The sequence below is a fragment of the Streptomyces sp. NBC_00102 genome, from assembly GCF_026343115.1.
In the GTDB taxonomy this organism is placed as follows: Bacteria; Actinomycetota; Actinomycetes; order Streptomycetales; family Streptomycetaceae; genus Streptomyces.
On record NZ_JAPEMC010000001.1, the window covers coordinates 2439869 to 2463713 of the forward strand.

Annotated in this window: 25 protein-coding genes and 1 pseudogene; 9 read left to right on the top strand and 17 right to left on the bottom strand. The window is 72.7% G+C overall.

Annotated features, from left to right (window positions below; all coding sequences use genetic code 11):
- Positions 1-146 precede the first annotated feature (146 nt).
- Both OHA55_RS10675 and OHA55_RS10680 read right to left on the bottom strand, forming a co-directional pair.
- Complete coding sequence (locus tag OHA55_RS10675) at positions 147-1013, bottom strand: MurR/RpiR family transcriptional regulator (RefSeq protein WP_266705104.1); 867 nt, start codon at positions 1011-1013, stop codon at positions 147-149.
- A 584-nt stretch (positions 1014-1597) separates the two neighbouring features.
- The gene (locus tag OHA55_RS10680) at positions 1598-3001 is read right to left on the bottom strand and encodes a cystathionine beta-synthase (RefSeq protein ID WP_266705106.1); all 1404 of its coding nucleotides are present in this window, start codon (positions 2999-3001) and stop codon (positions 1598-1600) included.
- 155 nt (positions 3002-3156) lie between these two features.
- On the opposite strand from OHA55_RS10680, the gene OHA55_RS10685 reads away from it, so the two are divergent.
- The 3 genes from OHA55_RS10685 to OHA55_RS10695 all read left to right on the top strand — a co-directional run bounded on the left by OHA55_RS10685 (position 3157) and on the right by OHA55_RS10695 (position 7179).
- Positions 3157-4311 carry an SGNH/GDSL hydrolase family protein gene (locus OHA55_RS10685; RefSeq protein WP_266710536.1) on the top strand — a complete coding sequence of 385 codons (1155 nt, stop codon included), beginning with the start codon at positions 3157-3159 and terminating at the stop codon, positions 4309-4311.
- 289 nt (positions 4312-4600) lie between these two features.
- Positions 4601-5821: an acetyl-CoA C-acetyltransferase gene (locus OHA55_RS10690; protein ID WP_266705108.1), complete on the top strand. Its 1221-nt coding sequence runs from the start codon at positions 4601-4603 to the stop codon at positions 5819-5821.
- A gap of 398 nt (positions 5822-6219) precedes the next feature.
- Positions 6220-7179, top strand: a complete 960-nt coding sequence (locus tag OHA55_RS10695) for a hypothetical protein (protein WP_266705110.1) — start codon at positions 6220-6222, stop codon at positions 7177-7179.
- Positions 7180-7205: 26 nt separating this feature from the next.
- Here OHA55_RS10695 and OHA55_RS10700 read toward each other — a convergent pair whose 3' ends face one another.
- Together OHA55_RS10700 and OHA55_RS10705 are read right to left on the bottom strand one after the other, a co-directional pair.
- Positions 7206-7523, bottom strand: a complete 318-nt coding sequence (locus OHA55_RS10700; RefSeq protein WP_266705112.1) for a hypothetical protein — start codon at positions 7521-7523, stop codon at positions 7206-7208.
- 80 nt (positions 7524-7603) lie between these two features.
- On the bottom strand, positions 7604-8467 hold the full coding sequence (locus OHA55_RS10705; RefSeq protein ID WP_266705114.1) for a Bax inhibitor-1/YccA family protein: 864 nt from the start codon (positions 8465-8467) through the stop codon (positions 7604-7606).
- A gap of 431 nt (positions 8468-8898) precedes the next feature.
- On the opposite strand from OHA55_RS10705, the gene OHA55_RS10710 reads away from it, so the two are divergent.
- Positions 8899-9672 (top strand): SDR family oxidoreductase, encoded by a 774-nt coding sequence (locus OHA55_RS10710; RefSeq protein WP_266705116.1) that lies wholly within the window; start codon positions 8899-8901, stop codon positions 9670-9672.
- Positions 9673-9799: 127 nt separating this feature from the next.
- On the opposite strand, the gene groL is transcribed toward OHA55_RS10710, so the two are convergent.
- The 3 genes from groL to OHA55_RS10725 form a co-directional block, all read right to left on the bottom strand.
- The gene (groL, locus tag OHA55_RS10715; protein ID WP_266705118.1) at positions 9800-11422 is read right to left on the bottom strand and encodes a chaperonin GroEL; all 1623 of its coding nucleotides are present in this window, start codon (positions 11420-11422) and stop codon (positions 9800-9802) included.
- Positions 11423-11520: 98 nt separating this feature from the next.
- A complete protein-coding gene (groES, locus tag OHA55_RS10720) occupies positions 11521-11829 on the bottom strand; it encodes a co-chaperone GroES (protein ID WP_028439209.1) in 309 nt (102 codons plus the stop codon).
- A gap of 309 nt (positions 11830-12138) precedes the next feature.
- Positions 12139-13095, bottom strand: a complete 957-nt coding sequence (locus tag OHA55_RS10725; protein ID WP_266705123.1) for a polysaccharide deacetylase family protein — start codon at positions 13093-13095, stop codon at positions 12139-12141.
- Positions 13096-13247: 152 nt separating this feature from the next.
- On the opposite strand from OHA55_RS10725, the gene OHA55_RS10730 reads away from it, so the two are divergent.
- Complete coding sequence (locus OHA55_RS10730; RefSeq protein ID WP_266705125.1) at positions 13248-14483, top strand: methyltransferase domain-containing protein; 1236 nt, start codon at positions 13248-13250, stop codon at positions 14481-14483.
- On the opposite strand, the gene OHA55_RS10735 is transcribed toward OHA55_RS10730, so the two are convergent.
- On the bottom strand, positions 14467-15144 hold the full coding sequence (locus OHA55_RS10735; protein ID WP_266705127.1) for a hypothetical protein: 678 nt from the start codon (positions 15142-15144) through the stop codon (positions 14467-14469). The two genes, OHA55_RS10730 and OHA55_RS10735, sit on opposite strands and share 17 nt — an antisense overlap.
- A 126-nt stretch (positions 15145-15270) precedes the next feature.
- Here OHA55_RS10735 and OHA55_RS10740 point away from each other — a divergent pair.
- Positions 15271-15642, top strand: a pseudogene (locus OHA55_RS10740) (serine/threonine protein kinase); the annotation flags it as partial.
- 65 nt (positions 15643-15707) lie between these two features.
- Entirely contained in the window at positions 15708-16013 is a 306-nt protein-coding gene (locus tag OHA55_RS10745) for a hypothetical protein (protein ID WP_266705129.1), read from the top strand.
- A gap of 12 nt (positions 16014-16025) precedes the next feature.
- On the opposite strand, the gene OHA55_RS10750 is transcribed toward OHA55_RS10745, so the two are convergent.
- Positions 16026-16490 (bottom strand): VOC family protein, encoded by a 465-nt coding sequence (locus OHA55_RS10750; protein ID WP_266705131.1) that lies wholly within the window; start codon positions 16488-16490, stop codon positions 16026-16028.
- A gap of 181 nt (positions 16491-16671) precedes the next feature.
- Positions 16672-17280 carry a TetR/AcrR family transcriptional regulator gene (locus OHA55_RS10755; protein WP_266705133.1) on the bottom strand — a complete coding sequence of 203 codons (609 nt, stop codon included), beginning with the start codon at positions 17278-17280 and terminating at the stop codon, positions 16672-16674.
- 49 nt (positions 17281-17329) lie between these two features.
- Here OHA55_RS10755 and OHA55_RS10760 point away from each other — a divergent pair, with 49 nt between their 5' ends.
- Positions 17330-18052: an SDR family oxidoreductase gene (locus OHA55_RS10760; protein WP_266705135.1), complete on the top strand. Its 723-nt coding sequence runs from the start codon at positions 17330-17332 to the stop codon at positions 18050-18052.
- Between the two features lie 67 nt (positions 18053-18119).
- Here OHA55_RS10760 and OHA55_RS10765 read toward each other — a convergent pair whose 3' ends face one another.
- The 4 genes from OHA55_RS10765 to tsaB are packed head-to-tail and all read right to left on the bottom strand — an operon-like array spanning position 18120 to position 20663.
- Complete coding sequence (locus OHA55_RS10765) at positions 18120-18389, bottom strand: hypothetical protein (protein ID WP_266705137.1); 270 nt, start codon at positions 18387-18389, stop codon at positions 18120-18122.
- Positions 18386-19501 (bottom strand): tRNA (adenosine(37)-N6)-threonylcarbamoyltransferase complex transferase subunit TsaD, encoded by a 1116-nt coding sequence (gene tsaD, locus OHA55_RS10770; protein ID WP_266710538.1) that lies wholly within the window; start codon positions 19499-19501, stop codon positions 18386-18388. The genes OHA55_RS10765 and tsaD overlap by 4 nt, the downstream gene beginning before the upstream one ends.
- 5 nt (positions 19502-19506) lie before the next feature.
- Positions 19507-19968: a ribosomal protein S18-alanine N-acetyltransferase gene (gene rimI, locus OHA55_RS10775; protein WP_266710541.1), complete on the bottom strand. Its 462-nt coding sequence runs from the start codon at positions 19966-19968 to the stop codon at positions 19507-19509.
- Between the two features lie 44 nt (positions 19969-20012).
- The gene (gene tsaB, locus OHA55_RS10780) at positions 20013-20663 is read right to left on the bottom strand and encodes a tRNA (adenosine(37)-N6)-threonylcarbamoyltransferase complex dimerization subunit type 1 TsaB (RefSeq protein WP_266710543.1); all 651 of its coding nucleotides are present in this window, start codon (positions 20661-20663) and stop codon (positions 20013-20015) included.
- A gap of 147 nt (positions 20664-20810) precedes the next feature.
- Between tsaB and OHA55_RS10785 the strand changes: the two genes are divergently transcribed.
- Positions 20811-21407: a hypothetical protein gene (locus tag OHA55_RS10785; RefSeq protein ID WP_266705139.1), complete on the top strand. Its 597-nt coding sequence runs from the start codon at positions 20811-20813 to the stop codon at positions 21405-21407.
- A 39-nt stretch (positions 21408-21446) separates the two neighbouring features.
- Here OHA55_RS10785 and OHA55_RS10790 read toward each other — a convergent pair whose 3' ends face one another.
- The 3 genes from OHA55_RS10790 to OHA55_RS10800 all read right to left on the bottom strand — a co-directional run bounded on the left by OHA55_RS10790 (position 21447) and on the right by OHA55_RS10800 (position 23803).
- A complete protein-coding gene (locus OHA55_RS10790) occupies positions 21447-21680 on the bottom strand; it encodes a hypothetical protein (RefSeq protein WP_266705141.1) in 234 nt (77 codons plus the stop codon).
- Positions 21681-22041: 361 nt separating this feature from the next.
- A complete protein-coding gene (gene tsaE, locus OHA55_RS10795) occupies positions 22042-22587 on the bottom strand; it encodes a tRNA (adenosine(37)-N6)-threonylcarbamoyltransferase complex ATPase subunit type 1 TsaE (RefSeq protein ID WP_266705143.1) in 546 nt (181 codons plus the stop codon).
- 1 nt (position 22588) lies between these two features.
- On the bottom strand, positions 22589-23803 hold the full coding sequence (locus OHA55_RS10800; protein WP_266705145.1) for an alpha/beta fold hydrolase: 1215 nt from the start codon (positions 23801-23803) through the stop codon (positions 22589-22591).
- Positions 23804-23845: the final 42 nt, after the last annotated feature.

Consider the following 23845-nt stretch of genomic DNA (forward strand, 5'->3'; position numbering starts at 1 on the left):
ACCCCTCTCCGCGTTCTCCCGGCGCCTCGGCCGGGTCCTCTGGGCGCGGAGATTAGTGGGTGTATCTGAGTCCCGTCTGAGAATCGGGAAATCGCACTTCCACATCCGAAGCCGCGCGGAAGCCCGTGGCCCTCCGGTGACCCCGGCTACTCCACGAACAGCCCCCGCGCCGCCGCCCGTGCGTCGAAGGCTTCCAGCCGGGCCTGCGCGTCCGGCAGCCCGTCGCACATGGCCTCCAGCAGGACCCGGCCGAGCAGCATCGGGGCGCAGGCGGTGTCGAAGGCGAGGCCGGTGCCGACCGGGGCCGGGATGAGCAGGTCGCTGAGCGCGGCGACCGGGGCGAAGGACGAGTCTGCGACGGTCACCGTGGTGAGCCCCTGGTCCCGTGCGTGGCCGAGGGCGTCCAGGGTCTCCCTGGGGTGGCGGGGCAGCGCGAAGCAGAGCAGCACCTCGGCGCCTGCCCGGCGGGCGGTGTCGATGCGGTCGTGCAGCATCGAGCCGCCCTCGTCGAGCACCCGGACGTCGGGGTGCACCTTCGCGGCGAAGTAGCCGAACCCGCGGGCCTGCGAGGAGGCGGCGCGCAGACCGAGCACCGGCAGCGGGCTCGACGCGGCGAGCAGCCGCCCGGCCCGCTCCACGGGCTCCGGGTCGGCGAGCAGTTCGGAGAGGTGGCGCAGGTTCTCGATCTCGGCGTGGACGGCCTGCTGGTAGGAGTTGTACGCGTACGGGTCCTCGGCGCCGGCCTCCCGTCCGGTGTCGGCGGGCACGGCCTCCCGCAGGTATCTGCGGAGCGAGGGATAGCCGTCGAAGCCGAGCGCCACGGCGAACCGGGTCACGGAGGGCTGGCTGACCCCGGCCAGTTCGGCGAGTTCGACGCTGGACAGGAAGGGGGCGTCGGCGGCCCTGCGCACCAGGGAGTGGGCGATCCGGCGCTGGGTCGGGGTGAGCCGCCGCCCCTCGAAGAGCCGCTGCAAGCCTGCCGTCGCCGTAGGGGTGGGTCCACTCCCGCCCATGCCCTGCCTCCGCACGATCCGTCGCGGCCGCGATCTGCGCCGTCCCGTCCATTCAGCCAGCAAGCGGTCTGCATGTCCATATACAGGGGACCGGCGGGCGGGCGGGACCGCGGTGGAGGGTGCTCCGCCCGCTTCGGGACTGGCGTACGTACGCCGGGCGCGCGGCCGACGTCGGCGTAAAGGCGCCAGCCGTCCGCGGAAGCCGTCCGCGGAAGCCGATCCGGATGAACCGCGCCGGACGGGCTTCCCCGGGCCGGGGCGTGGCCGAAAGCGCCGACGGCCGGCCGGTGGACCCGGCCGGCCGTGGGCGAAGCATGTCGCGGGGACCGCCGCACCCCCGGTTGCCCGGGGGGCGGGACGACGGCGGTCCCCGCGAGGGACGCGGTCCGGGTCAGGGCCGGGCGCTCGCGTCCTGGCGACTTTGGAGGTCCGGGAGCCGCTCCGTAGTCCATGTCGCCGTCTCGGGTGCCGGCGGGTTTCCCTGCCGACACCCATCAATCTGCCCGACGCGTGTTAAGCGGGTGCTGCGTGGACGTGACGCGCTCGTACCAGTTCTGCGACGAGCCGCGGGCTGTCGCCGGGGGTCAGGCGGTGACGCCGCTCTCCTTGGCCAGGAAGGAGAGGAGATCCTGCCTGCTCACGACCCCCTTGGGCTTCCCCTCGACCAGCACGATCGCGGCGTCGGCGGCGCCGGAGCCGCTGAGCACGGCCATCAGGTCCTCGACCGGCTCGCCCGATCCGACCTGGGGAAGCGGCGCCGACATGTGCTTCTCCAGCGGGTCGGTGAGCGAGGCGCGCTTGGTGAAGAGGGCGTCCAGCAGTTCCCGCTCGACGACCGAGCCGACGATCTCGGCGGCCATCACGTCGGGGTGTCCGGCGCCGGGCTTCACGATGGGCATCTGGGAGACGCCGTACTCGCGCAGTACCTCGATGGCCTGGCCGACCGTCTCGTCCGGGTGCATGTGGACGAGCGAGGGCATCGGGCCCTCCTTGTGGGCGAGCACCGCGTCGACGCGGGCGGAGGTGCCGGTGTCCTCCAGGAAGCCGTAGTCGGCCATCCACTCGTCGTTGAAAATCTTGCTGAGGTAGCCGCGGCCGCTGTCCGGCAGCAGGACGACCACGACGTCGTCGGGCCCGAGCTGCCGGGCGACCTCCAGGGCGGCGACGACCGCCATGCCGCAGGAGCCGCCGACGAGCAGCCCTTCCTCCTTGGCGAGGCGGCGGGTCATCTGGAAGGAGTCCTTGTCCGAGACGGCGACGATCTCGTCCGTGACGGTCCGGTCGTAGGCGGACGGCCAGAAGTCCTCGCCGACCCCTTCCACGAGGTACGGGCGTCCGGAGCCGCCGGAGTAGACGGAGCCCTCCGGGTCGGCGCCGACGACGGTGACCGCGCCCTCGCTGATCTCCTTCAGGTAGCGGCCGGTGCCGGTGATGGTGCCGCCGGTGCCGACGCCCGCGACGAAGTGGGTGATCCGCCCCTCGGTCTGCTCCCACAGCTCGGGACCGGTGGTCTCGTAGTGGGAGCGGGGGTTGTTGGGGTTGGAGTACTGGTCGGGCTTCCAGGCTCCGGGCGTCTCACGGACCAGCCGGTCGGAGACGTTGTAGTACGAGTCGGGGTGCGAGGGGTCGACGGCCGTCGGGCAGACGACGACCTCGGCGCCGTACGCGCGCATCACGTTGATCTTGTCCATGGACACCTTGTCCGGGCAGACGAAGACGCACTTGTACCCCTTCTGCTGGGCGACGATCGCGAGGCCGACGCCGGTGTTGCCGCTCGTCGGCTCGACGATGGTGCCGCCGGGGCGCAGTTCGCCGCTCGCCTCCGCCGCCTCGATCATGCGCAGCGCGATGCGGTCCTTCACCGAACCGCCGGGGTTGAAGTACTCGACCTTGGCCAGGACGGTCGCCTGAATGCCGGCCGAGACGCTCCGCAGCCTGACCAGCGGGGTGTTGCCGACAAGACTGATCATCGAATCGTGGAATTTCACCGTGTACTCCGGGATCTCCGAGATGGTCCGGCTCAGAGTATGCGTACGGGCACCACATTGGGCGAAGCGATTGGGCGCAGCCCCCTGCGGGGCAGGTAGGTACGTGTACGGCTGAGTGGCGAGAAGGAGGTGACCGCAGGGTGTCGACGGCGAGAGTGGCACGGCGGATCGCGGCGGGCGCCGCGTTCGGCGGCGGGAGCATCGGGCTCATCGGGGCGGCGACGGTCGGCCTCGTACTGGCCGAGGTACAGCTCGCGAAGCGGCAGGTGGGCGGCGGTATCGCCCCGGTCCCGCCGAGTGCGGACGGGCGGTACGGCGTCGCCTTCGCCGGTCCCGCCGATCCGCTCCGGCTGGCTCTGCTCGGTGACTCCACGGCGGCCGGTCAGGGGGTGCGGCGGGCCGGGCAGACCCCGGGGGCGCTGCTCGCCTCGGGGCTCGCGGCGGTCGCGGAACGGCCGGTGGACATGCGCAACGTGGCCCTGCCGGGGGCCAGGTCGGACGATCTGGAGCGCCAGGTGGCCCTGCTGCTGGCCGATCCGTCGCGCCGTCCGGACGTCTGCGTGATCATGATCGGCGCCAACGACGTCACCCACCGGATGCCCGCCACGCAGTCGGTGCGCTGTCTGACCACCGCCGTGCGCAGGCTGCGGACGGCGGGCGCGGAGGTGGTCGTGGCGACCTGCCCGGACCTCGGCACGATCGAGCCGGTCTACCAGCCGCTGCGGTACCTGGCCCGCCGGGTCAGCCGGCAGCTGGCGGCGGCGCAGACGATCGGCGCGGTGGAGCAGGGCGGGCGCACGGTCTCGCTGGGCGACCTGCTGGGGCCGGAGTTCGAGGCCAACCCGCGCGAGCTCTTCGGCCCGGACAACTACCACCCCTCCGCCGAGGGGTACGCGACCGCGTCGATGGCGGTGCTGCCGACGCTCTGCGCGGCGCTCGGGCTCTGGCCGGAGACGGACCACCTCGACGGCTCGCGGCGCGAGGACATGCTGCCGGTGGCGAAGGCGGCCTCGTACGCGGCCCGGGAGGCCGGTACGGAGGTCACGGGGGCGCGTGCTCCGTGGGCCCTGCTCAAGCACCGCAGGCGGCGGCGTCTGCCCGCGCACACCGAACCGCACCCGCACCCGGAGGAGCACGCGCCCGAGCGCCCGGAGGAGCTCTCGCCGGAGCAGCCGGCGGAGCCCCGGCCCCCGGGCCAGAGCCCGCCGCCGCAGAGTCCCGCCTCCGGCCCTGGCACCGGCACCGGCGGCCCGTCCGCTCCCGGGGGCAGCTCCGACGCGCGGGCGCGCGCGGCCCGGCGGCGCCCGTGAGGATGTCCGCGAGGTCTGCGGGCGGACCGGGCGAGCACGACTGAGCAAGCGCTTAGAAAAGAGGTCCGCATCACATGGCCGGGCCGGTGACCCGGGCCTGACGTACGGGTAACTTCCAGACAGTGATGCCGGAACGGTCCGGTGGGGTACGCCGCCCGGCGGTGGTGCCGCCGGACCGCCCGACCGGCCGTCCGGTCGTTTCCCGTCCGGCCACGGCCGTACCGTCGTCGAGCCTTACCGCCGTCGAGCCTTACCGTCGTTGAGCCTTACCGTCCCCTGGAGCCGCGTGATGCCCGAAGCCGTGATCGTCTCTGCCGCCCGTTCGCCCATCGGCCGCGCCTTCAAGGGGTCGCTCAAGGACCTGCGGGCGGACGATCTGACCGCCACGATCATCCGGACCGCCCTGGCGAAGGTCCCCGAGCTGGACCCGCGGGACATCGACGACCTGATGCTCGGCTGCGGTCTTCCCGGCGGCGAGCAGGGCAACAACCTGGGGCGCATCGTCGCCGTGCAGATGGGGATGGACCACCTGCCGGGCTGTACGGTCACCCGCTACTGCTCCTCCTCGCTGCAGACCAGCCGCATGGCGCTGCACGCCATCAAGGCCGGCGAGGGCGACGTCTTCATCTCCGCCGGTGTCGAGATGGTCTCCCGCTTCGCCAAGGGGAACTCCGACAGCCTGCCCGACACCCGCAACCCGCTCTTCGCCGAGGCCGAGGCGCGTACCGCCGCCCGCGCCGAGGCGACCGGCACGGACTGGCACGACCCGCGCGAGGACGGGCTGATCCCGGACGCGTACATCTCGATGGGCCAGACCGCCGAGAACCTCGCCCGGCTCAAGGGCGTCACCCGCGCGGAGATGGACGAGTTCGGCGTACGGTCCCAGAACCTCGCCGAGGAAGCCCTGAAGAACGGTTTCTGGGAGCGCGAGATCACCCCCGTCACCACGCCGGACGGCACCGTCGTCTCCAAGGACGACGGCCCGCGCGCGGGCGTCACGCTGGAGGGCGTCTCCGGTCTGAAGCCGGTCTTCCGCCCCGACGGCCTGGTCACCGCCGGCAACTGCTGCCCGCTCAACGACGGCGCCGCAGCCCTCGTGATCATGTCCGACACCAAGGCGCGCGAGCTGGGCCTGACCCCGCTCGCCCGGATCGTCTCCACCGGCGTCTCCGGCCTCTCCCCCGAGATCATGGGATACGGGCCGGTCGAGGCCAGCAAGCAGGCGCTGAAGCGCGCCGGGCTCACCGTGGACGACATCGACCTCGCGGAGATCAACGAGGCGTTCGCCGCCCAGGTCATCCCCTCCTACCGGGACCTCGGCCTGCCGCTGGAGAAGGTCAACGTCAACGGCGGCGCGATCGCGGTCGGCCACCCCTTCGGCATGACGGGCGCCCGCATCACCGCGACCCTGATCAACAGCCTGCAGTTCCACGACAAGCAGTTCGGTCTGGAGACCATGTGCGTCGGTGGCGGCCAGGGCATGGCCATGGTCATCGAGCGCCTCAGCTGAGCCGAGCCGGGCCGGGCCGGAGCGGGCCCCCGGCCGGGCCGGCAACGGGCCGCACCGAGCCGCACCGGGCCGGGCGGGGGGATTCCCTCCGCCCGGCTCCGCGCGTACCGGAAGGGGCGCACCCGCCCCCGCACGTACCGGGGACGGGGCGCGCCTGCCTCAGCGGCGCACCGGCGAATCCCACCGAGCCCGCACCGTGACCGAATCTCCCCCAGGATGTGATGTGGGTCCCCGGGGACCGACGTCGCCGCAGGTCAGAGAGGGTCGGACACACGGGCCGGGACCAAAGTCCTGTCCAGTTCATGACGTTTTGCACTGACGGTGAGCGGTGGGGCAGGACAAGCTGATGTAGGAAGTCGGGGGTATCGATAGAGACCGGGAGTATGTCAGTGAGCGCCATGTCGTTTGCCCTGTTGCTGACCACCGCCGCCGCCACGGCCGTGGGCGCCGCTGCCGTGCACACCGCTCGCGGACTGCACCGGCAGGTCGCCGGGCTGCGCGAGGACCTCGCCCGGGACAGGGAGCACACGCGCACGGTCCCGGCGCAGAGCCGTACCGGTGCGGCCCCCGCCGAGATACGCGCGGCCGTGTCGGAGGCCCTCGCCGAGGAGCGTGAGCGCGAACTCGCCGAGGCGCGCGCCTTCTGGGCGGCGCAGGAGGCCCGCGACGCGGCCGACGCCCCGTCGCTGCTGGGCGGACTGACCGGCCTGGGCGAGGACGCCCCGTACTTCCTTCCGCGCCAGGCGGACTTCGCCGGCCTGGAGGCACTGGCCTTCCCGTTCGCCGAGGAGGCCGACGAGACCGGCGAGACCGCGTACGCCGCCCACCCGGCCGTCCCCGTCCACCCGGACGACGCGGTCGTGGCCGACGCGATGCGGGAGTTCAGCGAGCTCATGGAGCCGGCCGAGCCCGGCGAGGCGCCGGCCTCCCGCGAGGTGGCCGGTCCGGGCGAGGAACCGGGGACGGCGGAGTACGCCGACGACTCCCCGGAGCTGGCCGCCGCCCGCCGCCGGCACCCTTCCCACCCGGACTTCGTGCCGGTGCGCACGCCGGTGATCACGGACCACGAGCGCACGGTGAACCGCCTGGAAGAGCTCGCCCTCACGGGTACCGGGCTGACGGACGTACGCCCCGGCCCGCTCGGCACCCTGGACGTGTACGTCTTCGCCGACGGCACCACACTCTGTATGACCCCGGGCCACCGGGAGACGGCCGAACGGCTGGCGGACTCCCTGCGCGCGGGCGAGCAGCCGTTCCTGCTGGGCGGTTCGGGCGTCTCGGGCGCCTACGCGCTGACCTTCTCCTGCGGCGCGGAGAACGTCTACATCCTCGCGGACCGGGTCATCGCCTCGTTCTGACCCCCGGCAGGGGCGGGGCGCGGGCCCTACGCGAAGGCTTCCGCCGCCGCCTCCGTCACGTACCGCACGGCCTCGTCCAACTCCTCGGGCGAGGCCGTTTCCAGCGCCATGGCCAGATCGTGGCCGGCCACGGCCACCTGGTCCCCGACGCCGAACATCCCGCCGTCCGGCATGACGTACGGCTCCCGCCCCGGGCGTTCCAGGCGCTGCGCGCGGGCGCTCAGCTGCCGCGCCACCGCCAGCGCCCGCTCCGCGGTGCCCTGCTGGAGGCGGCTCTGCGGGGCGGCCCGCAGCCGGTCGGCGAATCGGTCCACGGCGGTGATCAAGGGCGTCGTATCAAGCACTCCGCGACCCTAACGCGGACGGCCCGCAGGCAGTGCCTGCGGGCCGTCCGACGGTGGAGCGGGTGATGCGGGTGCGGGGATCAGTCGTTGCCGCTGAGGATCGCGATCAGGTTCAGCATCTCCCGGTAGATCCACACCAGGGTCACGGTGAGGCCGAAGGCGGCCGTCCATGCCTCCTCGCGCGGGGCGCCGTAGGTGATGCCGTCCTCGACCACCTTGAAGTCCAGGGCGAGGACGCAGGCGCCGATCACGATCGCGACGATGCCGAAGAGGACACCGAGCGCACCGCTGCGGAAGCCGAGGCCGTCACCCCCGCCGAACAGGGCGAACAGCGAGTTGACGACCATCAGCAGCACGAAGCCGATCAGGGCGCCCATCACGAAGCCCTGGAAGCGACGGGTCACCCGGATGAGTCCGGTCCGGTACGCGATCAGCACACCGCCGAACACGGCCATCGTGCCGAGCACGGCCTGCATGGCCGCGCCCGGGGCGACGTAGGTGCTGATGATGTTGCTGACGACGCCGAGGAAGACGCCCTGGAACGCGGCGTAGGCCAGGATCAGCGGCGGCGACGGCTTGCGCTTGAACGAGTTGACCAGCGCCAGGACGAAGCCGATGAGCGCGGCGACGGAGGCGACGACGTAGGACCGGACGAGGTTGGTCTCGTCGATCGGCAGGAGCCACCAGCCGAGCGTGGCGGCGACGACGACGGTGCCGAGGGTCATCGCCGTACGGCTGACGACGTCGTCGATGGTCATCGCGCCGGAGCGGGCTCCGGGCGGGGCCGCTTGCGCGTAGGGGTTGGTGGCGTACGGATTGGCGGTGCCCTGCGCGTAAGGGTTCTCACCCGTGACGGTGGCCCCGGCCTGCGGCGCCGCGTACCCCGCGGTGCCGTTGTCGCGGCTGAACCCCCGTCGCGAGAAGACCGGGTTGCTGCTCCTCATTTCACTCCTCCATGGCCACACAGCGCGGCCTTGCGACAAGAGTAATAGGCAGGCAAAGGATGCACCTCGTGCCGAGGGAGGATCTTTACGGCGTCGGAGCGCGTCGGCGCCCTCCGCCCCGGACCGGCCCCTCGGCCTTCCGGCCCCTCTGCCATCTGTGCCGAACGCCCCCGAAGGCTTGCCGATTCCCCCGGCGGGGCGCCTCCGGCTCGTCTGCCCGGAAATCCGGCGGGACAACCCGAACGGGCAGGTCGCGCGGGCACGGTGCCGAAGCCGCGCCCGCGGTGTCCGACGTGGCGCCCGTTGCCCGCCCCGGCCCCGGCCCCGGCGGCCCTGTCCGGGGCCGTACGTCAACCGGTCCCGCCTCCCGCGCACCGGCGGCTGTGGGACGGGTGCGCGGGGACCGGAGCGGTACCACTAACGTGCCGCGCATGACGACTGCACTGATTACCGGCGCGACGGCGGGCATCGGCGCCGCGTTCGCGCGGCGGCTCGCGGGACAGGGGCACAACCTCGTGCTGGTGGCCCGCGACACCGAGCGGCTGCGGGACCAGGCCACCGAACTGCACGACCGGCACGGCATCGAGGCCACGGTGCTCACCGCGGACCTGTCCACGGACTCCGGGATCGCGGCCGTCGAGGAACGGCTCCGCGACCGCGACCATCCCGTCGAACTCCTCGTCAACAACGCGGGGTTCGGCAACAAGGGGCGCTATCTGGAGGTCCCGCTCGCCGACGAACTGACGATGCTGAAGGTGCACTGCGAGGCCGTGCTGCGGCTGACCTCCGCGGCGGCGGCCGGGATGCGCGAGCGCGGCCGGGGCGGGATCGTCAACGTCGCCTCGGTCGCGGCGTTCGTCCCGCGCGGTACGTACGGCGCGTCGAAGGCGTGGGTCGTCCAGTTCACCCAGGGCGCCGCGAAGGACCTGGCGGGTTCCGGGGTGCGGCTGATGGCGCTCTGCCCGGGCTTCGTGCGGACGGAGTTCCACCAGCGGGCCGGGATGGGCACCGGGAACATCCCCGGCTGGATGTGGCTGGACGCCGACAAGCTGGTGAGCGCGGCCCTGACCGACCTCGCGCGCGGCAAGTCGGTGTCGGTGCCGGACGCGCGGTACAAGGCGCTGATGGGGCTGGTGAAGGTGGCCCCGCGCAATCTGCTGGGCGAGATGACGTCACGGACGGGGCGCAAGTACGGCCCGAAGTGAGGAACCCGGCGGGGCCCACGGGAAACGGTGGAGCCCGCCGGGAAGACGGCGAGGCCCGGTGCCCCCGCGACGGGGACACCGGGCCTCGTACCGCTCACCGGCCCGAAGGCCGGTGAGCGGGGCGGTACTAGTGGGAGTGACCGTGGCCGTGACCGGCCTCGGCCTCTTCCTCGGCCGGCTTCTCGACGACCAGGGTCTCGGTCGTGAGCAGCAGCGACGCGATGGACGCGGCGTTCTCCAGGGCGGAGCGGGTGACCTTGACCGGGTCGATGACGCCGGCCTTGATCAGGTCGCCGTACTCGCCGGTGGCGGCGTTGAAGCCCTGGCCCTTGTCGAGGTCCGAGACCTTCGAGGTGATGACGTAACCCTCGAGGCCGGCGTTCTCGGCGATCCAGCGCAGCGGCTCGACGGCGGCGCGGCGCACGACCGCGACACCGGTGGCCTCGTCGCCGGTCTTGCCGAGGTTGCCCTCCAGGACCTTGACGGCGTGGACGAGGGAAGAGCCACCACCGGAGACGATGCCCTCCTCGACCGCGGCGCGGGTCGCGGAGATGGCGTCCTCCAGACGGTGCTTCTTCTCCTTGAGCTCGACCTCGGTGGCGGCACCGACGCGGATCACGCACACGCCGCCGGCCAGCTTCGCGAGGCGCTCCTGGAGCTTCTCGCGGTCCCAGTCGGAGTCCGTGTTCTCGATCTCGGCCTTGATCTGGTTGACGCGGCCCTTGACGTCACCGGCGTCGCCGCCGCCGTCGACGATGGTCGTGTCGTCCTTGGAGACGGTCACGCGGCGGGCGGTGCCCAGCACGTCCAGACCGGCCTGGTCGAGCTTGAGGCCGACCTCCTCGGCGATGACGGTCGCACCGGTGAGGGTGGCGATGTCGCCGAGCATGGCCTTGCGGCGGTCGCCGAAGCCCGGGGCCTTCACCGCGACGGCGTTGAAGGTGCCACGGATCTTGTTGACGACGAGGGTGGAGAGCGCCTCGCCCTCGACGTCCTCGGCGATGATCAGGAGGGGCTTCGAGCCGCCGGCCTGGATGACCTTCTCCAGCAGCGGGAGCAGCTCCTGGATCGAGCCGATCTTGCCCTGGTGGATCAGGATGTACGGGTCGTCGAGGACGGCCTCCATACGCTCCTGGTCGGTCACCATGTACGGGGACAGGTAGCCCTTGTCGAAGGCCATGCCCTCGGTGAACTCGAGGTCCAGGCCGAAGGTGTTGGACTCCTCGACGGTGATGACACCGTCCTTGCCGACCTTGTCCATCGCGTCCGCGATGAGCTCGCCGACCTGCGGGTCCTGCGCGGAGAGCGCGGCCACGGCGGCGATGTCGGACTTGTCCTCGATCGGACGGGCGGTCGCGAGGAGCTCCTCGGACACGGCCTTGACCGCGGCGTCGATGCCCTTCTTCAGGGCGGCCGGGGAGGCACCCGCGGCGACGTTGCGCAGACCCTCGCGGACGAGCGCCTGGGCGAGGACGGTGGCGGTGGTGGTGCCGTCACCGGCGACGTCGTTGGTCTTGGTGGCGACCTCCTTCACCAGCTGGGCACCGAGGTTCTCGAACGGGTCGTCGAGCTCGACCTCGCGCGCGATGGTGACACCGTCGTTGGTGATGGTGGGCGCGCCGAACTTCTTGTCGATGACGACGTTGCGGCCCTTGGGGCCGATCGTCACCTTGACCGTGTCGGCAAGCTTGTTGACGCCGCGCTCAAGGGCGCGACGGGCGTCCTCGTCGAACTTCAGAATCTTCGCCATGGGCTGTTTTCCCTCTCGAACGAACTGCGCCCCTCGCCACCCGGCTTGTTATTTCGCAGGGGGCCAGGGGCGCAGAACACACAGCAAATGTGGGTGAATTACTTCTCGATGATCGCGAGGACGTCGCGGGCCGAGAGGACGAGGTACTCCTCGCCGTTGTACTTCACCTCGGTGCCGCCGTACTTGCTGTACAGGACGACATCGCCGGTCTTGACGTCGAGCGGAAGGCGCTCGCCGTTCTCGAAGCGGCCCGGGCCCACGGCCAGGACGACGCCCTCCTGGGGCTTCTCCTTGGCGGTGTCCGGAATGACCAGGCCGGAAGCCGTGGTCTGCTCGGCGTCGAGCGGCTGGACCACAATGCGGTCCTCGAGCGGCTTGATCGCAACCTTGGAGCTGGTGGTCGACACGATCCGGTCTCCCCCTTCGGAGATCTCACGGGGTTTAACAGTCTGGGGTCGCGCCGGGCCGGATCCGTCGTCGCGGGTGCCGGACCTGCCCTGTCGCGCGGTACTGCTGGCACTCTCCAGGGGGGAGTGCCAGCACCGAGACTATGACCGCGATTAGCACTCGGTCAAGCGGAGTGCCAATTCCGTACCCGTGCGTGGCGTCGCCCGCCCGCCGGGGCGGTCCGGTCGGGGCTCACGGGGGACAACGTCCCGGTGGCACACGCCGTTCCGGGCCCCCGGGTGCGGAGCTCCGCCTCCGGCGCCCGGGGATCAGACGTAGTCCTCCAGCCGGGCGACCGCGTAGCCCTTGTCCGTGATGACCTTCATGACGTTGCGGACCATGTCGGTCATGGTCCCCTTCCACTGATCGCGCCCCTGGAAGTGGGTGAGGATGATGTCGCCGGGGTGCAGGTCCCGGTCCCACTCCCGCCAGTCCATGTGGTCGGGGAACGCCTCCTCCGCCCAGAGCGGCACGGCCTCGATCCCGCAGGACTTGGCGACGACGAGGGTGTCGCGGTTGTAGTTGCCGTACGGCGGCCGGAAGAGCACGGGCCGCTTGCCGAGGTGCTTCTCGATCCGGTCCTGCTGGCCGCAGATCTCCTTCTTCTGCTGCGCGTAGGAGAGTCCGGGCAGGTAGGGGTGGGTGAGGGTGTGGTTGTTGAGCGTGACCCCCTTCTTCCGCATCTCCGCGAAGTAGCCGTAGTTCTCGCTCGCGAGGTAGTCGCTGAGGAAGGCGCTGTACGGGATCTTCAGCTCGTCCATCATCCGCAGGAACTCGGGGTCCTTCTCGGACCCGTCGTCGATGGTGAGGAAGACGATCCGCTCCTCGGTGGGGACGGTCGTGAACACCTGCGGCAGGTCTTCGCCGTCGTCGACCTCGAACCCCTCGCGGCTGGTGATCCTGGGCTTCTCGGCGGGCGGTGCGGGGGCGGTCAGCGGGACGTGGGCCAGCCCCCATTTCCTGGCGACGGCGACCCGTTGCGCCTGGCGCCGCCTGAGCTGTTCCGCGTACGAGAGGAGGGCGCCGGCCGGGGCGGCCTGCGGAGCCGGTCCGGCAGCCGCCTTGCCGCCGGCTCCCGCGGCGCCCGGCGGGGTGTGGTGGTCCGCGCCGGAGGGGCCCCGGCCGCATCCGGAGGCGAGGGCGGCGCCCAGCAGGGCCGCCAGGACGACGGTGCCGGATCTGCGCCGCTTCGTTGTGCTTTTTTCGTTTTGTCGTACTAGTTGCATGGCGCCGCATCCTTCCAGCCCGCCCCCGGCCCCCGCCCCGACACCGCCGGACGCCCGGGGACGGGTCCCCCGCCTGGCGCACAGCCCGCAACGGCACGCGCGAACCGGGGGCCGTCCGGGGCGGCCGGGGCCGGGGGCGCGCCTGGCCCACAATGGGACGGGTGAACGCACCTCTCCCCGCCGGTGACGGCCCCGCCGACCCGCTCGCCTCCTTCGCCGCCCTGCGTACGCCCGAAGGCGCCGCCCTCCTGGACGAGCTGCGGGACCACGACCCGGCGCGCGAGCTGGCCACCGCCACCCGGCTGCGCCGCGACCACGCGCCGGACCTGGTCTCGGCCGCCCTGGGGCAGGCCCGGCTGCGGCAGCGGGCGGTGGCGAAGTTCGGCGCCGAGGACGCGTACCGGATGTTCTTCACGCCCAACGGCGTCGAGCAGGCCACCCGTACCTCGGTCGCCACCTACCGCGCCGGACGGTTCGCGGCGCTCGGCGGGGTGCGCCGGGTGGCGGACCTGTGCTGCGGCATCGGCGGCGACGCGATCGCGCTGGCCCGCGCGGGCATCGCGGTGCTGGCCGTCGACCGCGACCCGCTCACCGCCGAGGTGGCCCGCGCCAACGCCGAGGCCCTCGGCCTCGCCGGGCTGATCGAGGTCCGGTGCGCCGATGTCACCGGCATCGACACCGCCGGGTACGACGCCGTCTTCGTGGACCCGGCCCGGCGCGGCGGGCGCGGCCGGATCTTCGATCCGGAGGCGTATTCACCGCCGCTCTCCTGGGCGACGTCCGCCGCGCTGAAGGCCCCGCGCGCGGCGCTGAAGATCGCGCCGGGCATCCCGCACGAGGCGATCGGCCCGGAGGCCGAGGCCGAGTGGATCTCGGACGGCGGGGACGTGAAGGAGGCGGTGCTCTGGCACGGCGCGGGGTTCGAGCCCGGCTCCTACCGGGCGACCCTGCTGCCGTCGGGCGCCACCCTCGCCACCCGCTCCCCGCTGCCGCCCCCGCCGGTCGGGCCGGTCGGCCGCTATCTGTACGAGCCGGACGGCGCGGTGATCCGGGCCAGCCTGGTCGCCGACATCGTGGCCCGGTGCGACGGCCGCCTGATCGACGAGACGATCGCGTACGTCACCAGCGACGAGCCCTACGCGTCCCCGTACACCTCCGCGTACGAGATCACCGACCAGCTGCCGTTCAACATGAAGCGGCTGAAGGCGCTGCTGCGGGAGCGGGAGGTGGGGGTGCTGACGGTGAAGAAGCGCGGCTCGGCGGTGGAGCCGGAAGAGGTGCGCCGCCGGATGAAGCTGGCGGGGCCGAACTCCGCGACGGTGCTGCTGACCCGGGTCGCCGGCGCCCCGACCATGCTCGTCGGCCGGCCCTTCAGGCCTGCGGCCTGACCGTCCCGCCCGGCCGGGCGGCGGGCCGCCCCGGTCCCTCCGCCGGGGCGGCGAGCACCCGCGTCACCCAGCGGCGGTGGGAGAACGCCGTGACCGCGCCGGTCAGGCCGGTGATCCACGCGCAGAGGCCGGCCCCCATCCCGAGGACCACCAGGCCGTACGGGTCCTCGCCCGGCGTGGCCGACGCGGGGACGGCCACGCAGGTGAAGAGGCCGGCCGCGCACAGGGTGTAGGACGACAGCAGCCAGGCGAGCCCGAGCCGGGGCATCCGCAGCAGCCGGTCCCGGTCGGGCTCGCGGTCGAGCGCGCCCCAGGCGGTGAGCAGCGCGCGGACCTTGCGGGCCCGTGTGATGTCGAGGCCGAGGAACACGGCGGCCGGTACGAGAGCGGCGACGCCGACGAAGAAGGTGACGACCGCGATCAGATCGCTGATCGGGTCGAGGGACTCCTCGTGGAAGACCACCGCCAGGCCGATGAACACCCAGCCGAGGGCGGCGAGTCCGCCCCAGGTCAGCAGGAGGGCGAGCCGTCCGCCTCCGACGTGCCGCCGCACCAGTTCACCGAGGACCTCGGCCCGGTCGGCGAGCAGGGAGGGCCGGTCCGGCCACGTACGGATCTCCACGGGCGGCGGGGGCGGGGGCAGTTGGGCTCCGGAGGGCATGGCGCCGACCCTACCGACCGGGCGGGCCCCCTGGTCGCCGGAACCCCGCTCCGCCCGGGCGGCGTCCATGGCGCCGGGTACATTACGGCTCGTCTCGAGGCACACGGGTGACGGGGGAACGCAACCATGGGTCGGCAACAGCGCGGCGAAGAAGTGGTGTTCAATCCCCTGGAGGAGAACGACCCACGCACGGTGTCCGGTTACCGGCTCTACGCGAAGCTGGGCTCCGGCGGCATGGGCAAGGTGTACCTCTCCTACACCCCGGGCGGGCGGCCGGTGGCGATCAAGGTGATCCGGCCGGAGTTCGCCGAAGACCCCGAATTCCGGAGGCGCTTCCAGCAGGAGGTGCGGTCCGCGCAGCGGGTGCAGGGGCTCTGCACCGCGCCGGTGATCGACAGCGACACCGAGGGCCGCACCCCGTGGCTGGCCACCGCCTACGTGCCCGGCCCTTCGCTCGCCTCGGCGGTCACCGATCACGGTCCGCTGCCCGTCCGGTCTCCTACCGGGGGATCGACCTCACCGGCGGCTACCACCTGACGCTGGCGGACGGCACCGACAGCCCGGTGAACGGGTCGAGCGGCGATTTCGCCTACAGCTACGTCAGCGACGCGGTACGGACCACGGGGTCGATGGTCCTGCTCGACCCGGGCCAGCAGGGCAGCCTCGACGTCTGCCGGTCCGAGACGCGCTTCACCGAGCAGCTCGACCTCGCCCGGCTGGTGAAGGGTACGCAGATCTGCGTCCGCACCGAGGCCGGGCATCTGGGGCTGATCGTGGTGCGGGCGCTGCCGTCGGAGACCGCCGCCGCCCACTACATGACGGTGGACGCGACGGTCTGGCGCAACGCCATCGAGGTCGACGACGAGTAGCGGTGCCCGTCCTCAGGCGTTGAGCAGCGTCTCCACGTCGAGCTTGCCCATGCCCATCATCGCCTTCATGGCGCGGTCGGCGCGGTCGCGGTCGGGGCCGCCGAGGATGTCGGGGAGGGCGCGCGGCACGATCTGCCAGGACAGCCCGAACTTGTCCTTGAGCCAGCCGCACCGGCTCTCCTCGCCGCCCTCGGTGAGCGCCGTCCACAGCCGGTCCACCTCGGCCTGGTCCGCGCAGTCCACGGAGAGCGAGAGGGCCTCGGTGAAGCGGAAGGCGGGTCCGCCGTTGAGGCCGATGTACTCCTGGTCCGCGAGCTGGAAGCGGACGGTCATCACGGCGCCGGCCTCGCCCGGGGAGCCCTCCGGGTAGTGGCTGGTTTCCAGGACGCGCGAGTCGCCGCCGAAGACGGAGACGTAGAAGTCGGCGGCCTCGGCGGCTTGGCCGTCGAACCAGAGACAGGGGGTGATCTTCTGCATGGCCTTCTCCTCCAGGGGTCCCGCCGGGCACCACCTGAGCGTGGGCCCGGTCACCGGTCCGGGGCGCTGGAAGGCGGACCCGTCCGGGGCTCTGGAAGGTAGACGCGGCGGGCGCCCGGAACTCATCGGACACGCGGGGCCGCCGCCCGTACGGACGCCCGTCCGGCCCCTGGCAGGCGGGTCACGGGCCGCCGGGCGCGTCGCCCGTCAGGGTGGCGGCGAGCTCGTCGACGAGCGCTTGGTCGAGGGGCCGGTGGGCGGAGAGGAGCCGGTACCAGAGAACGCCGAAGACGAGGTCCTGCACCGTGGCCGGGTCCGGTCGCGCGGGCAGGTCGCCCCGGGCGAGGGCCCGGTCGAGCACCGCCTGGAGCGCGTCGCGCCTGCGCCGGAGGAATTCCGTACGGAAGGTGGCGCCGAACTCCGCGTCGATCTGCGCCTCCGCCATGAGGGCGCACAGGATGCGGGCGACCTGCTCCTGGCGACCGAGCGTGAAGGTGTCCGTCAGGAAGGCCCGCAGATCGGCGGCGTAGGAGCCGTGGTCCGCCTGGCCGATGTGCAGGTCTGCCTTGACCGTCAGCGCGTCGAGGAGCACCTGGGCCTTGGAGGGCCACCAGCGGTAGATCGTCTGCTTGCCGCAGCCGGCGCGGCCCGCGATGCCTTCGATCGTCAGGCCCGCCCAGCCGACCTCGCCGACCAGCTCGAATGCGGCGGTCAGGATCGCCGTCCGGCTCTCCTCGCTCCGCTTGCGGCCGCGGCGTTCCGCGGAAGGGGGTTGCTTGTCGATGGCCATGGGGCTAGCTTAAACGAGACGCCACGGTTCGAAATAAGGAGATGCATTCATGTCCTCCCAGCACACAGCCCTGGTGGTCGGGGGAACGTCCGGAATCGGACTGGCCACGGCCCGTCTGCTCGCGGAGCGCGGTACGACGGTGCACATCGTCGGGCGCGACAAGGAGCGGCTGGACGAGGTCCTCGCCACGACTCCCGGAATCGTCGGGCACCGGGCCGACGCCGGCCGGGCCGACGAGATCCGGGCGGTCGCCGAGTCCATCGGCACCGTCGACCGGCTGGTCCTCGCGGCGAGCGGCGGTGAGGGGCAGGGCCCCTTCGCCGACCTGGACCTGACCGCCCTGCGCAGAGCCTTCGAGGCCAAGTTCTGGCCGCATGTCACCACCGTCCAGGCGGTGCTGCCGCACCTGGCCCCGCAGGGCTCGATCACTCTGATCAGCGCCATCTCGGCGCGGACCGGCATGCCCGGTACGGCGGGCCTGGCAGCAATCAACGGCGCGATCGAGTCCCTGGTCCGGCCGCTGGCGGCGGAGCTCGCCCCGATCCGTGTGAACGCCGTCTCCCCGGGGCTGGTCGACACCCCCTGGTGGAGCGGCCTGCCCGAGGAGGCGCGGCAGGAGTACTTCGCCCGGACCGCCGCCGTACTGCCGGTCCGGCACGTGGCGACGGCCGAGGAGGTGGCCGAGGTGGTGGTCCTCGCCGCGACCAACGCCAACCTCACCGGCACGGTCCTGGAGGCGGACGGCGGGGCCCGCCTGGTGACCCTCGCGTAGGACCGGCGGCGGGTGGCCGGTGGCTGACGCGCCGCCGGGCCGCCCGCCACCGGCCGGGCTCAAGGCCTCAGGAGTCGACCGGCCCCAGCGACTCGAAGCGCCAGCGGTGCACCGCCCGGGTGATCAGCCGCTCGTCGGGCTCGGGAAGTTCCGGCAGCTGGTCGCCGTACTCCCCGGGCCACCAGGTGATCACCAGGACCCGGTCCTTCGGGGCGCGCAGCAGTTCGGTACGGAGCGGGGTGCGGGCGAGTTCACCGGCGCGGGCACGGGCCCACTCCAGCAGTTCCGTACCCCGCCCGTCGGCGGCGCGGGCCTCCCACATCAGGGCGACGGTCATGAGTACAGGTTGTCCTTGCTGATCTCGTGCACGTGGTCGTGGTCGTGGGTGTGACCGTGACCGTGCTGGGCGCCGGGGACGTGCGGGTCGGTCACCGGCAGCGAGGAGTCGGCGGAGAGCTCCCAGTCGGAGGCGGGCCGGTTGCGGGCGACCATCTCGGCGCCGAGCGCGGCGACCATGGCGCCGTTGTCGGTGCAGAGTCCGGGGCGGGGCACCCGGAGCCGGATTCCGGCGCGCTCGCAGCGTTCCTGGGCCAGTGCGCGGAGCCGGGAGTTGGCCGCGACGCCGCCGCCGATCATCAGGTGGTCGACGCCCTCGTCCTTGCAGGCGCGGACGGCCTTGCGGGTGAGCACGTCGACCACGGCCTCCTGGAAGGACGCCGCCACGTCGCGTACCGGCACCTCTTCGCCGGCCGCGCGCTTCGCCTCGATCCAGCGGGCGACCGAGGTCTTGAGCCCGGAGAAGGAGAAGTCGTACGCGGGGTCGCGGGAGCCGGACAGGCCGCGCGGGAACGCGATGGCCTTGGGGTCTCCCTCCTTGGCCAGCCGGTCGATGACCGGGCCGCCGGGGAAGCCGAGGTCCAGCACGCGGGCGATCTTGTCGAAGGCCTCGCCCGCCGCGTCGTCGATGGTGGCGCCCAGCGGCCGTACGTCGCTGGTGATGTCGGGGGCGAGCAGCAGCGAGGAGTGGCCGCCGCTGACCAGCAGCGCCATGGTCGGCTCGGGCAGCGGGCCGTGCTCCAGCTGGTCGACACAGATGTGCGAGGCGAGGTGGTTCACGCCGTAGAGCGGCTTGTTCAGCGCGTACGCGTACGCCTTGGCGGCCGAGACGCCGACGAGGAGCGCTCCGGCAAGGCCCGGACCGGCGGTGACGGCGATGCCGTCGAGGTCGCGGGCGCTGACCCCGGCCGTCTTCAGGGCGCGCTCGATGGTGGGGACCATCGCCTCCAGGTGGGCTCGGGAGGCGATCTCCGGGACGACGCCGCCGAAGCGGGCGTGCGTGTCCACGCTGGAGGCGACGGCGTCCGCGAGGAGGGTGGTGCCGCGCACGATGCCGACGCCGGTCTCGTCGCAGGAGGTCTCGATGCCGAGTACGAGCGGTTCGTCAGCCATTGCCATCAGCCATTCTCTGTTCCTTGTACGTGGAGGCGCATGACGAGTGCGTCGATGTTGCCCGGCTGGTAGTAGCCGCGCCGGAAGCCGATCGGCTCGAAGCCGAAGCGTTCGTAGAGCTTCTGGGCGCGGGTGTTGTCGACCCGGACTTCGAGCAGCACGGTGGCGCACTCGAAGGCGGTGGCGTGCTTGAGCAGGTCGGTGAGGAGTTCCGAGCCGAGGCCGCCGCCCCAGTGGCCGCGGGTGACGCCGATGGTCTGCACGTCGGCGAGGTCGCCCGCGGCGGCGAGTCCGGCGTAGCCGACGATCCGCCCGGTGGCCGGTTCCTCGGCGACGACGTACCGCCGGGTGGCGTGCGGGCCCCGGGCGTGGGCGAGCTCGGACCAGAACATCCCGGCCGACCAGGCGTCGTCGGGGAAGAGCTCGTGTTCGAGTTCCAGCACCGGTTCGATGTCCCACCAGCGCATCTCGCGCAGCTGAGCGGTCGGGACGGGCGCCTCGGTCGCTCCGGTCACTTGGGGGTGACCACCTTGTAGTTCTTCGGGACCTGCGCGTCCGGCCGGCGGAGGTAGAGCGGCTGCGGGTCGAGCAGCTTCTCGCCCGCGGCGAGGCGTTCGGCGGCGAACGCGGCGAGCGCCCCGGCCGAGACGTGCTCGGGGCCGCGCGCGTCCGGGAAGGAGTCGGGGTAGAGCACCGCTCCGGCTCCGACGACGGGCAGCCCGGCCAGTTCGTCCGCGATGTCGGCGGGCCGGTCGACGGAGGGTCCGCCGGTCCGGGTGCGGGGGTCCGCGTACCGCGCCCAGTAGACCTCCTTGCGGCGGGCGTCCGTGGCGACCGCGAAGGGGCCGGTGATCCCGGCTTCCTCCCCGGCGGCGTACGCGAGTCCGTCCAGGGTGCACACGCCGTGCACGGGGACGGAGAGCGCGGAGGCGAAGGTCGCGGCGGTCACCAGGCCGACGCGCAGCCCGGTGTAGGGACCGGGGCCGACGCCCACGACGATGCCGGTCACGGCGTCGAGGGTGGTTCCGGCCTCGGCGAGGACGCGGTCGACGGTGGGGAGCAGCAGCTCCCCGTGGCGTCGGGCGTCCACCTGGCCGGACTCCGCGACGACGGAGGTGCCGTCGTGGAGGGCGACGGTGACGGCGGGGGTGGCGGTATCCATGGCGAGCAAGAGCACGCAAACAGCCTACGGCTCCCCCGGCCGAGGCATCGCGCCCGTACGTCGTCCCGGTGGGCCCCCTGGCTGCTGCTACCGTCACCCGGGATACACGAGTACGACGTAAACCTTGTACGACATGCGACAAGTGGCATGCGGCGGACCGTATGCGAAAGGGGAGCTCAGGTGGCAAGGGGCAGCTCGGGAATCGTGGCCGGGCTCACTGCGGCGGCCATCGCCGCGGTCGCATTCCTCGCCTACCAGGCGTCGGCGAACGCCCCCGATTCGGTGGCCGACGTCTCGGTGAGCGCCTCCGCCTCCGCGTCCGCGAAGCCGTCGGCGAAGAAGCCCACGCCCACCGTCGACCCGCTCGATCTGCCGGCCAACTCGGGGACCGGCCTGCGGGTCGTCTACGGGCTGAAGGCGAAGCGGGTCTGGCTGGTCGGCGAGAACCCGGACACGGTCAAGACGTTCCCGGTGGTGCCGAGCACCGTCAGCCCCGAGCCGGGCTCGTACGCGGTCTACTCGCGCACCGGCACGGTGACGGGCTCGGACGGCGTGCCGATCGAGCACGTGGTGCGCTTCGCCGAGGTGGACGACACGGTGATCGGCTTCAGCGCGGCGCAGGACGGGTCGCTGCCGACCCCTGACCCGACGCTGAAGACCGGCGGGGTGCGCATGACGCGGGAGAGCGCCGACGCGCTCTGGTCGTTCGCCACGGTCGCGGTCAAGGTCGTCGTCATCCCCTGACCCACCCGAACCGGACGGCTTCCCGCCGACCGCTGGAATTCAGGCCGCTTCGCGCTGCGCGGGCGGCCTGATTCCGTGCACGGTGGCGGCGGTGTCGGGCCCGTCGCCGGTGGCGGCGTCGGTGACCGTGCCGGTGTCCTCCGGGGTCGCGTCCGGGGCCGGTGGAGCGGGCGGAGTCGACACGGCGCTGGCCGCCGCACACGACGCGAGCAGATCCTTCATCGGCACCCCGGAGGGGGACGGGTACCGGACTTCTCGCTCGGGCGTCGGCATGGATGCCTCCTGGCTCCACTGGAGGAGTGGTTAGGTATACCTAACCAGTTCGCCACCCCATACCACCACGGTCGGGGCGCTCTGTGCAACATTTTACCGACACCTTGTCGGAAACCCCTCGTGAATGTGCTCGCGGGACGCCGCGCGCCCCGCGCCGTACCCCCGGTCGCACGCCCGCGCCGCACGTCCCGCGCCCGTCGCGGCCCCGCACGCTCCCCGCGCACGTCCCGCGCCCCCGCGCCCCCGCGCACGCCTGCGGGGCGCCTCCCCCGTGGGAAGGCGCCCCGCACTGTCGTCTCCGGCTCTCCGGCTCTCCCGGCTCTCCGGCTCTCCGGCTCCCGCCGCTGAGGTATCGGCCGTCTCAGCCGGCCGTGCCGCCGCCGATCCGGGTCCGCAGGTCTGCCCAGCGCGTGCCGACGCCCGCGAGGGTCACCGTGCGCCGCTCGTCGTCGGTGTCGCCGGTGGCGCGGTCGATGACCACGTGCAGCCGGTGGTCGGAGAGCTCCTCCACCTTGCCGTCGCCCCACTCCACGACCACCACCGAGTCGGGCAGCGACACGTCGAGGTCCAGGTCCTCCATCTCGTCGAGCCCGCCGCCCAGGCGGTAGGCGTCGACGTGGACCAGGGCGGGGCCGTCGGCCAGCGGGGGGTGGACCCGGGCGATCACGAAGGTGGGGGACGTGACGGCGCCCCGTACCCCGAGTCCCTCGCCGAGGCCCCGGGTCAGGGTGGTCTTTCCGGCGCCGAGCTCACCGGTGAGCATCACCAGGTCGCCCGGGGCCAGCAGCCGGGCCAGTTCGCGGCCCAGCTCCGTCATCTGTTCGGGTGACTCGACGGCGATGCGTACGGTGACGGCGTCCGGGGCCGCCGCGGTCTCGGCGGCCGGGCCGTTGTGCGGTGCTTCCATGTCAGACCACGTTAGTCGGAGCGGGTACGGCTCCGATCCGCACCAGCAGGTCCGCGAGCCGGTCGGTCACCGTCTCGGGGTGCTCCAGCATCACCAGATGGCCCGCGTCCGGCACGATCACCAGCTCCGCCTCGGGCAGCACGTCGGCGATGGCCTCGCTGTGCGGGCTCGGGGTGACCAGGTCCTTGTCGCCCGCCAGGATCAGCACCGGCATGTCCCGGAAGACGGGCAGTGCGGCGCTCTTGTCGTGCTCCGTGAACGCCGGGTAGAACTCGGCGACGACGTCGATGGGGGTCGCCTCGATGAGCCGCTCGGCGAACCGGGCGACCGCCGGGTCCACGTCCCGGGAGCCGAACGAGTACCGCTTGATCAGGCTCGCGAAGAGGTCGGCGGTGGCCCTGCGGCCCCGCTCCACCAGCTCCGTCTGCGTACCGAGCGCCTTCAGCACCCCGGGGAGCACCCGGCGCACCGCGTTGACGCCCACGACCGGCAGCCCGAAGTTGACCTCGCCGAGCCGGCCGCTGGAGGTGCCGACGAACGCGGCGGCGGCGACCCGGTCGCGGATCAGCTCCGGGTACTGGTCGGCGAGCGCCATCATCGTCATGCCGCCCATCGAGTGCCCGACCAGCACCAGGCGCCCCTCGGGGGCCGCCGCGTCGATGACCGCCTTCAGGTCCCGGCCCAGCTGGTCGATGCTGACCGGCACCCCGTCGGCCTGGGCCCGGCCGCGTGCGGACCGGCCGTGGCTGCGCTGGTCCCAGTGGACCGTGCGGACCAGCCCGCGCAGCGCCGCCCGCTGGAAGTGCCAGGAATCCTGGGCGAGGCAGTAACCGTGGCTGAAGACGACGGTGACGGGTCCGGGCGACTTGCGGCCGAAGAGGCGGCGCTTGCGCGGACCGGTGGCGCCGGAGCCCCCGGGGCCCGCGGGCTCGGTCTCGTCGATCTCGTAGTAGAGCGCGGTGCCGTCGTCGGCGACCGCCTGGCCGGGGGTGCCGCGCAGGGCTCCGTACGGCCCGGAGGCGTCGAGCGCGAGGCGCGCCTTCTTCCGCATGCCCCGGCCGACGGTGAGCCGTTCGACGGCCACACCGGCCGCCGCGCCCGCGGCGAGCACCCCTATGGCGGCCCCGGCGACCCCGGCCCTGCGCCATCCGCCCGCCGTGACGGCACTCGCCGCCGCCACCACGTCGCCCGCGGCCCCCGCGCTGCTCTCGCTCACCGTGCCCGCTCCTCGTCCGTGGTCGTGGTCCGTGCTCGTGGT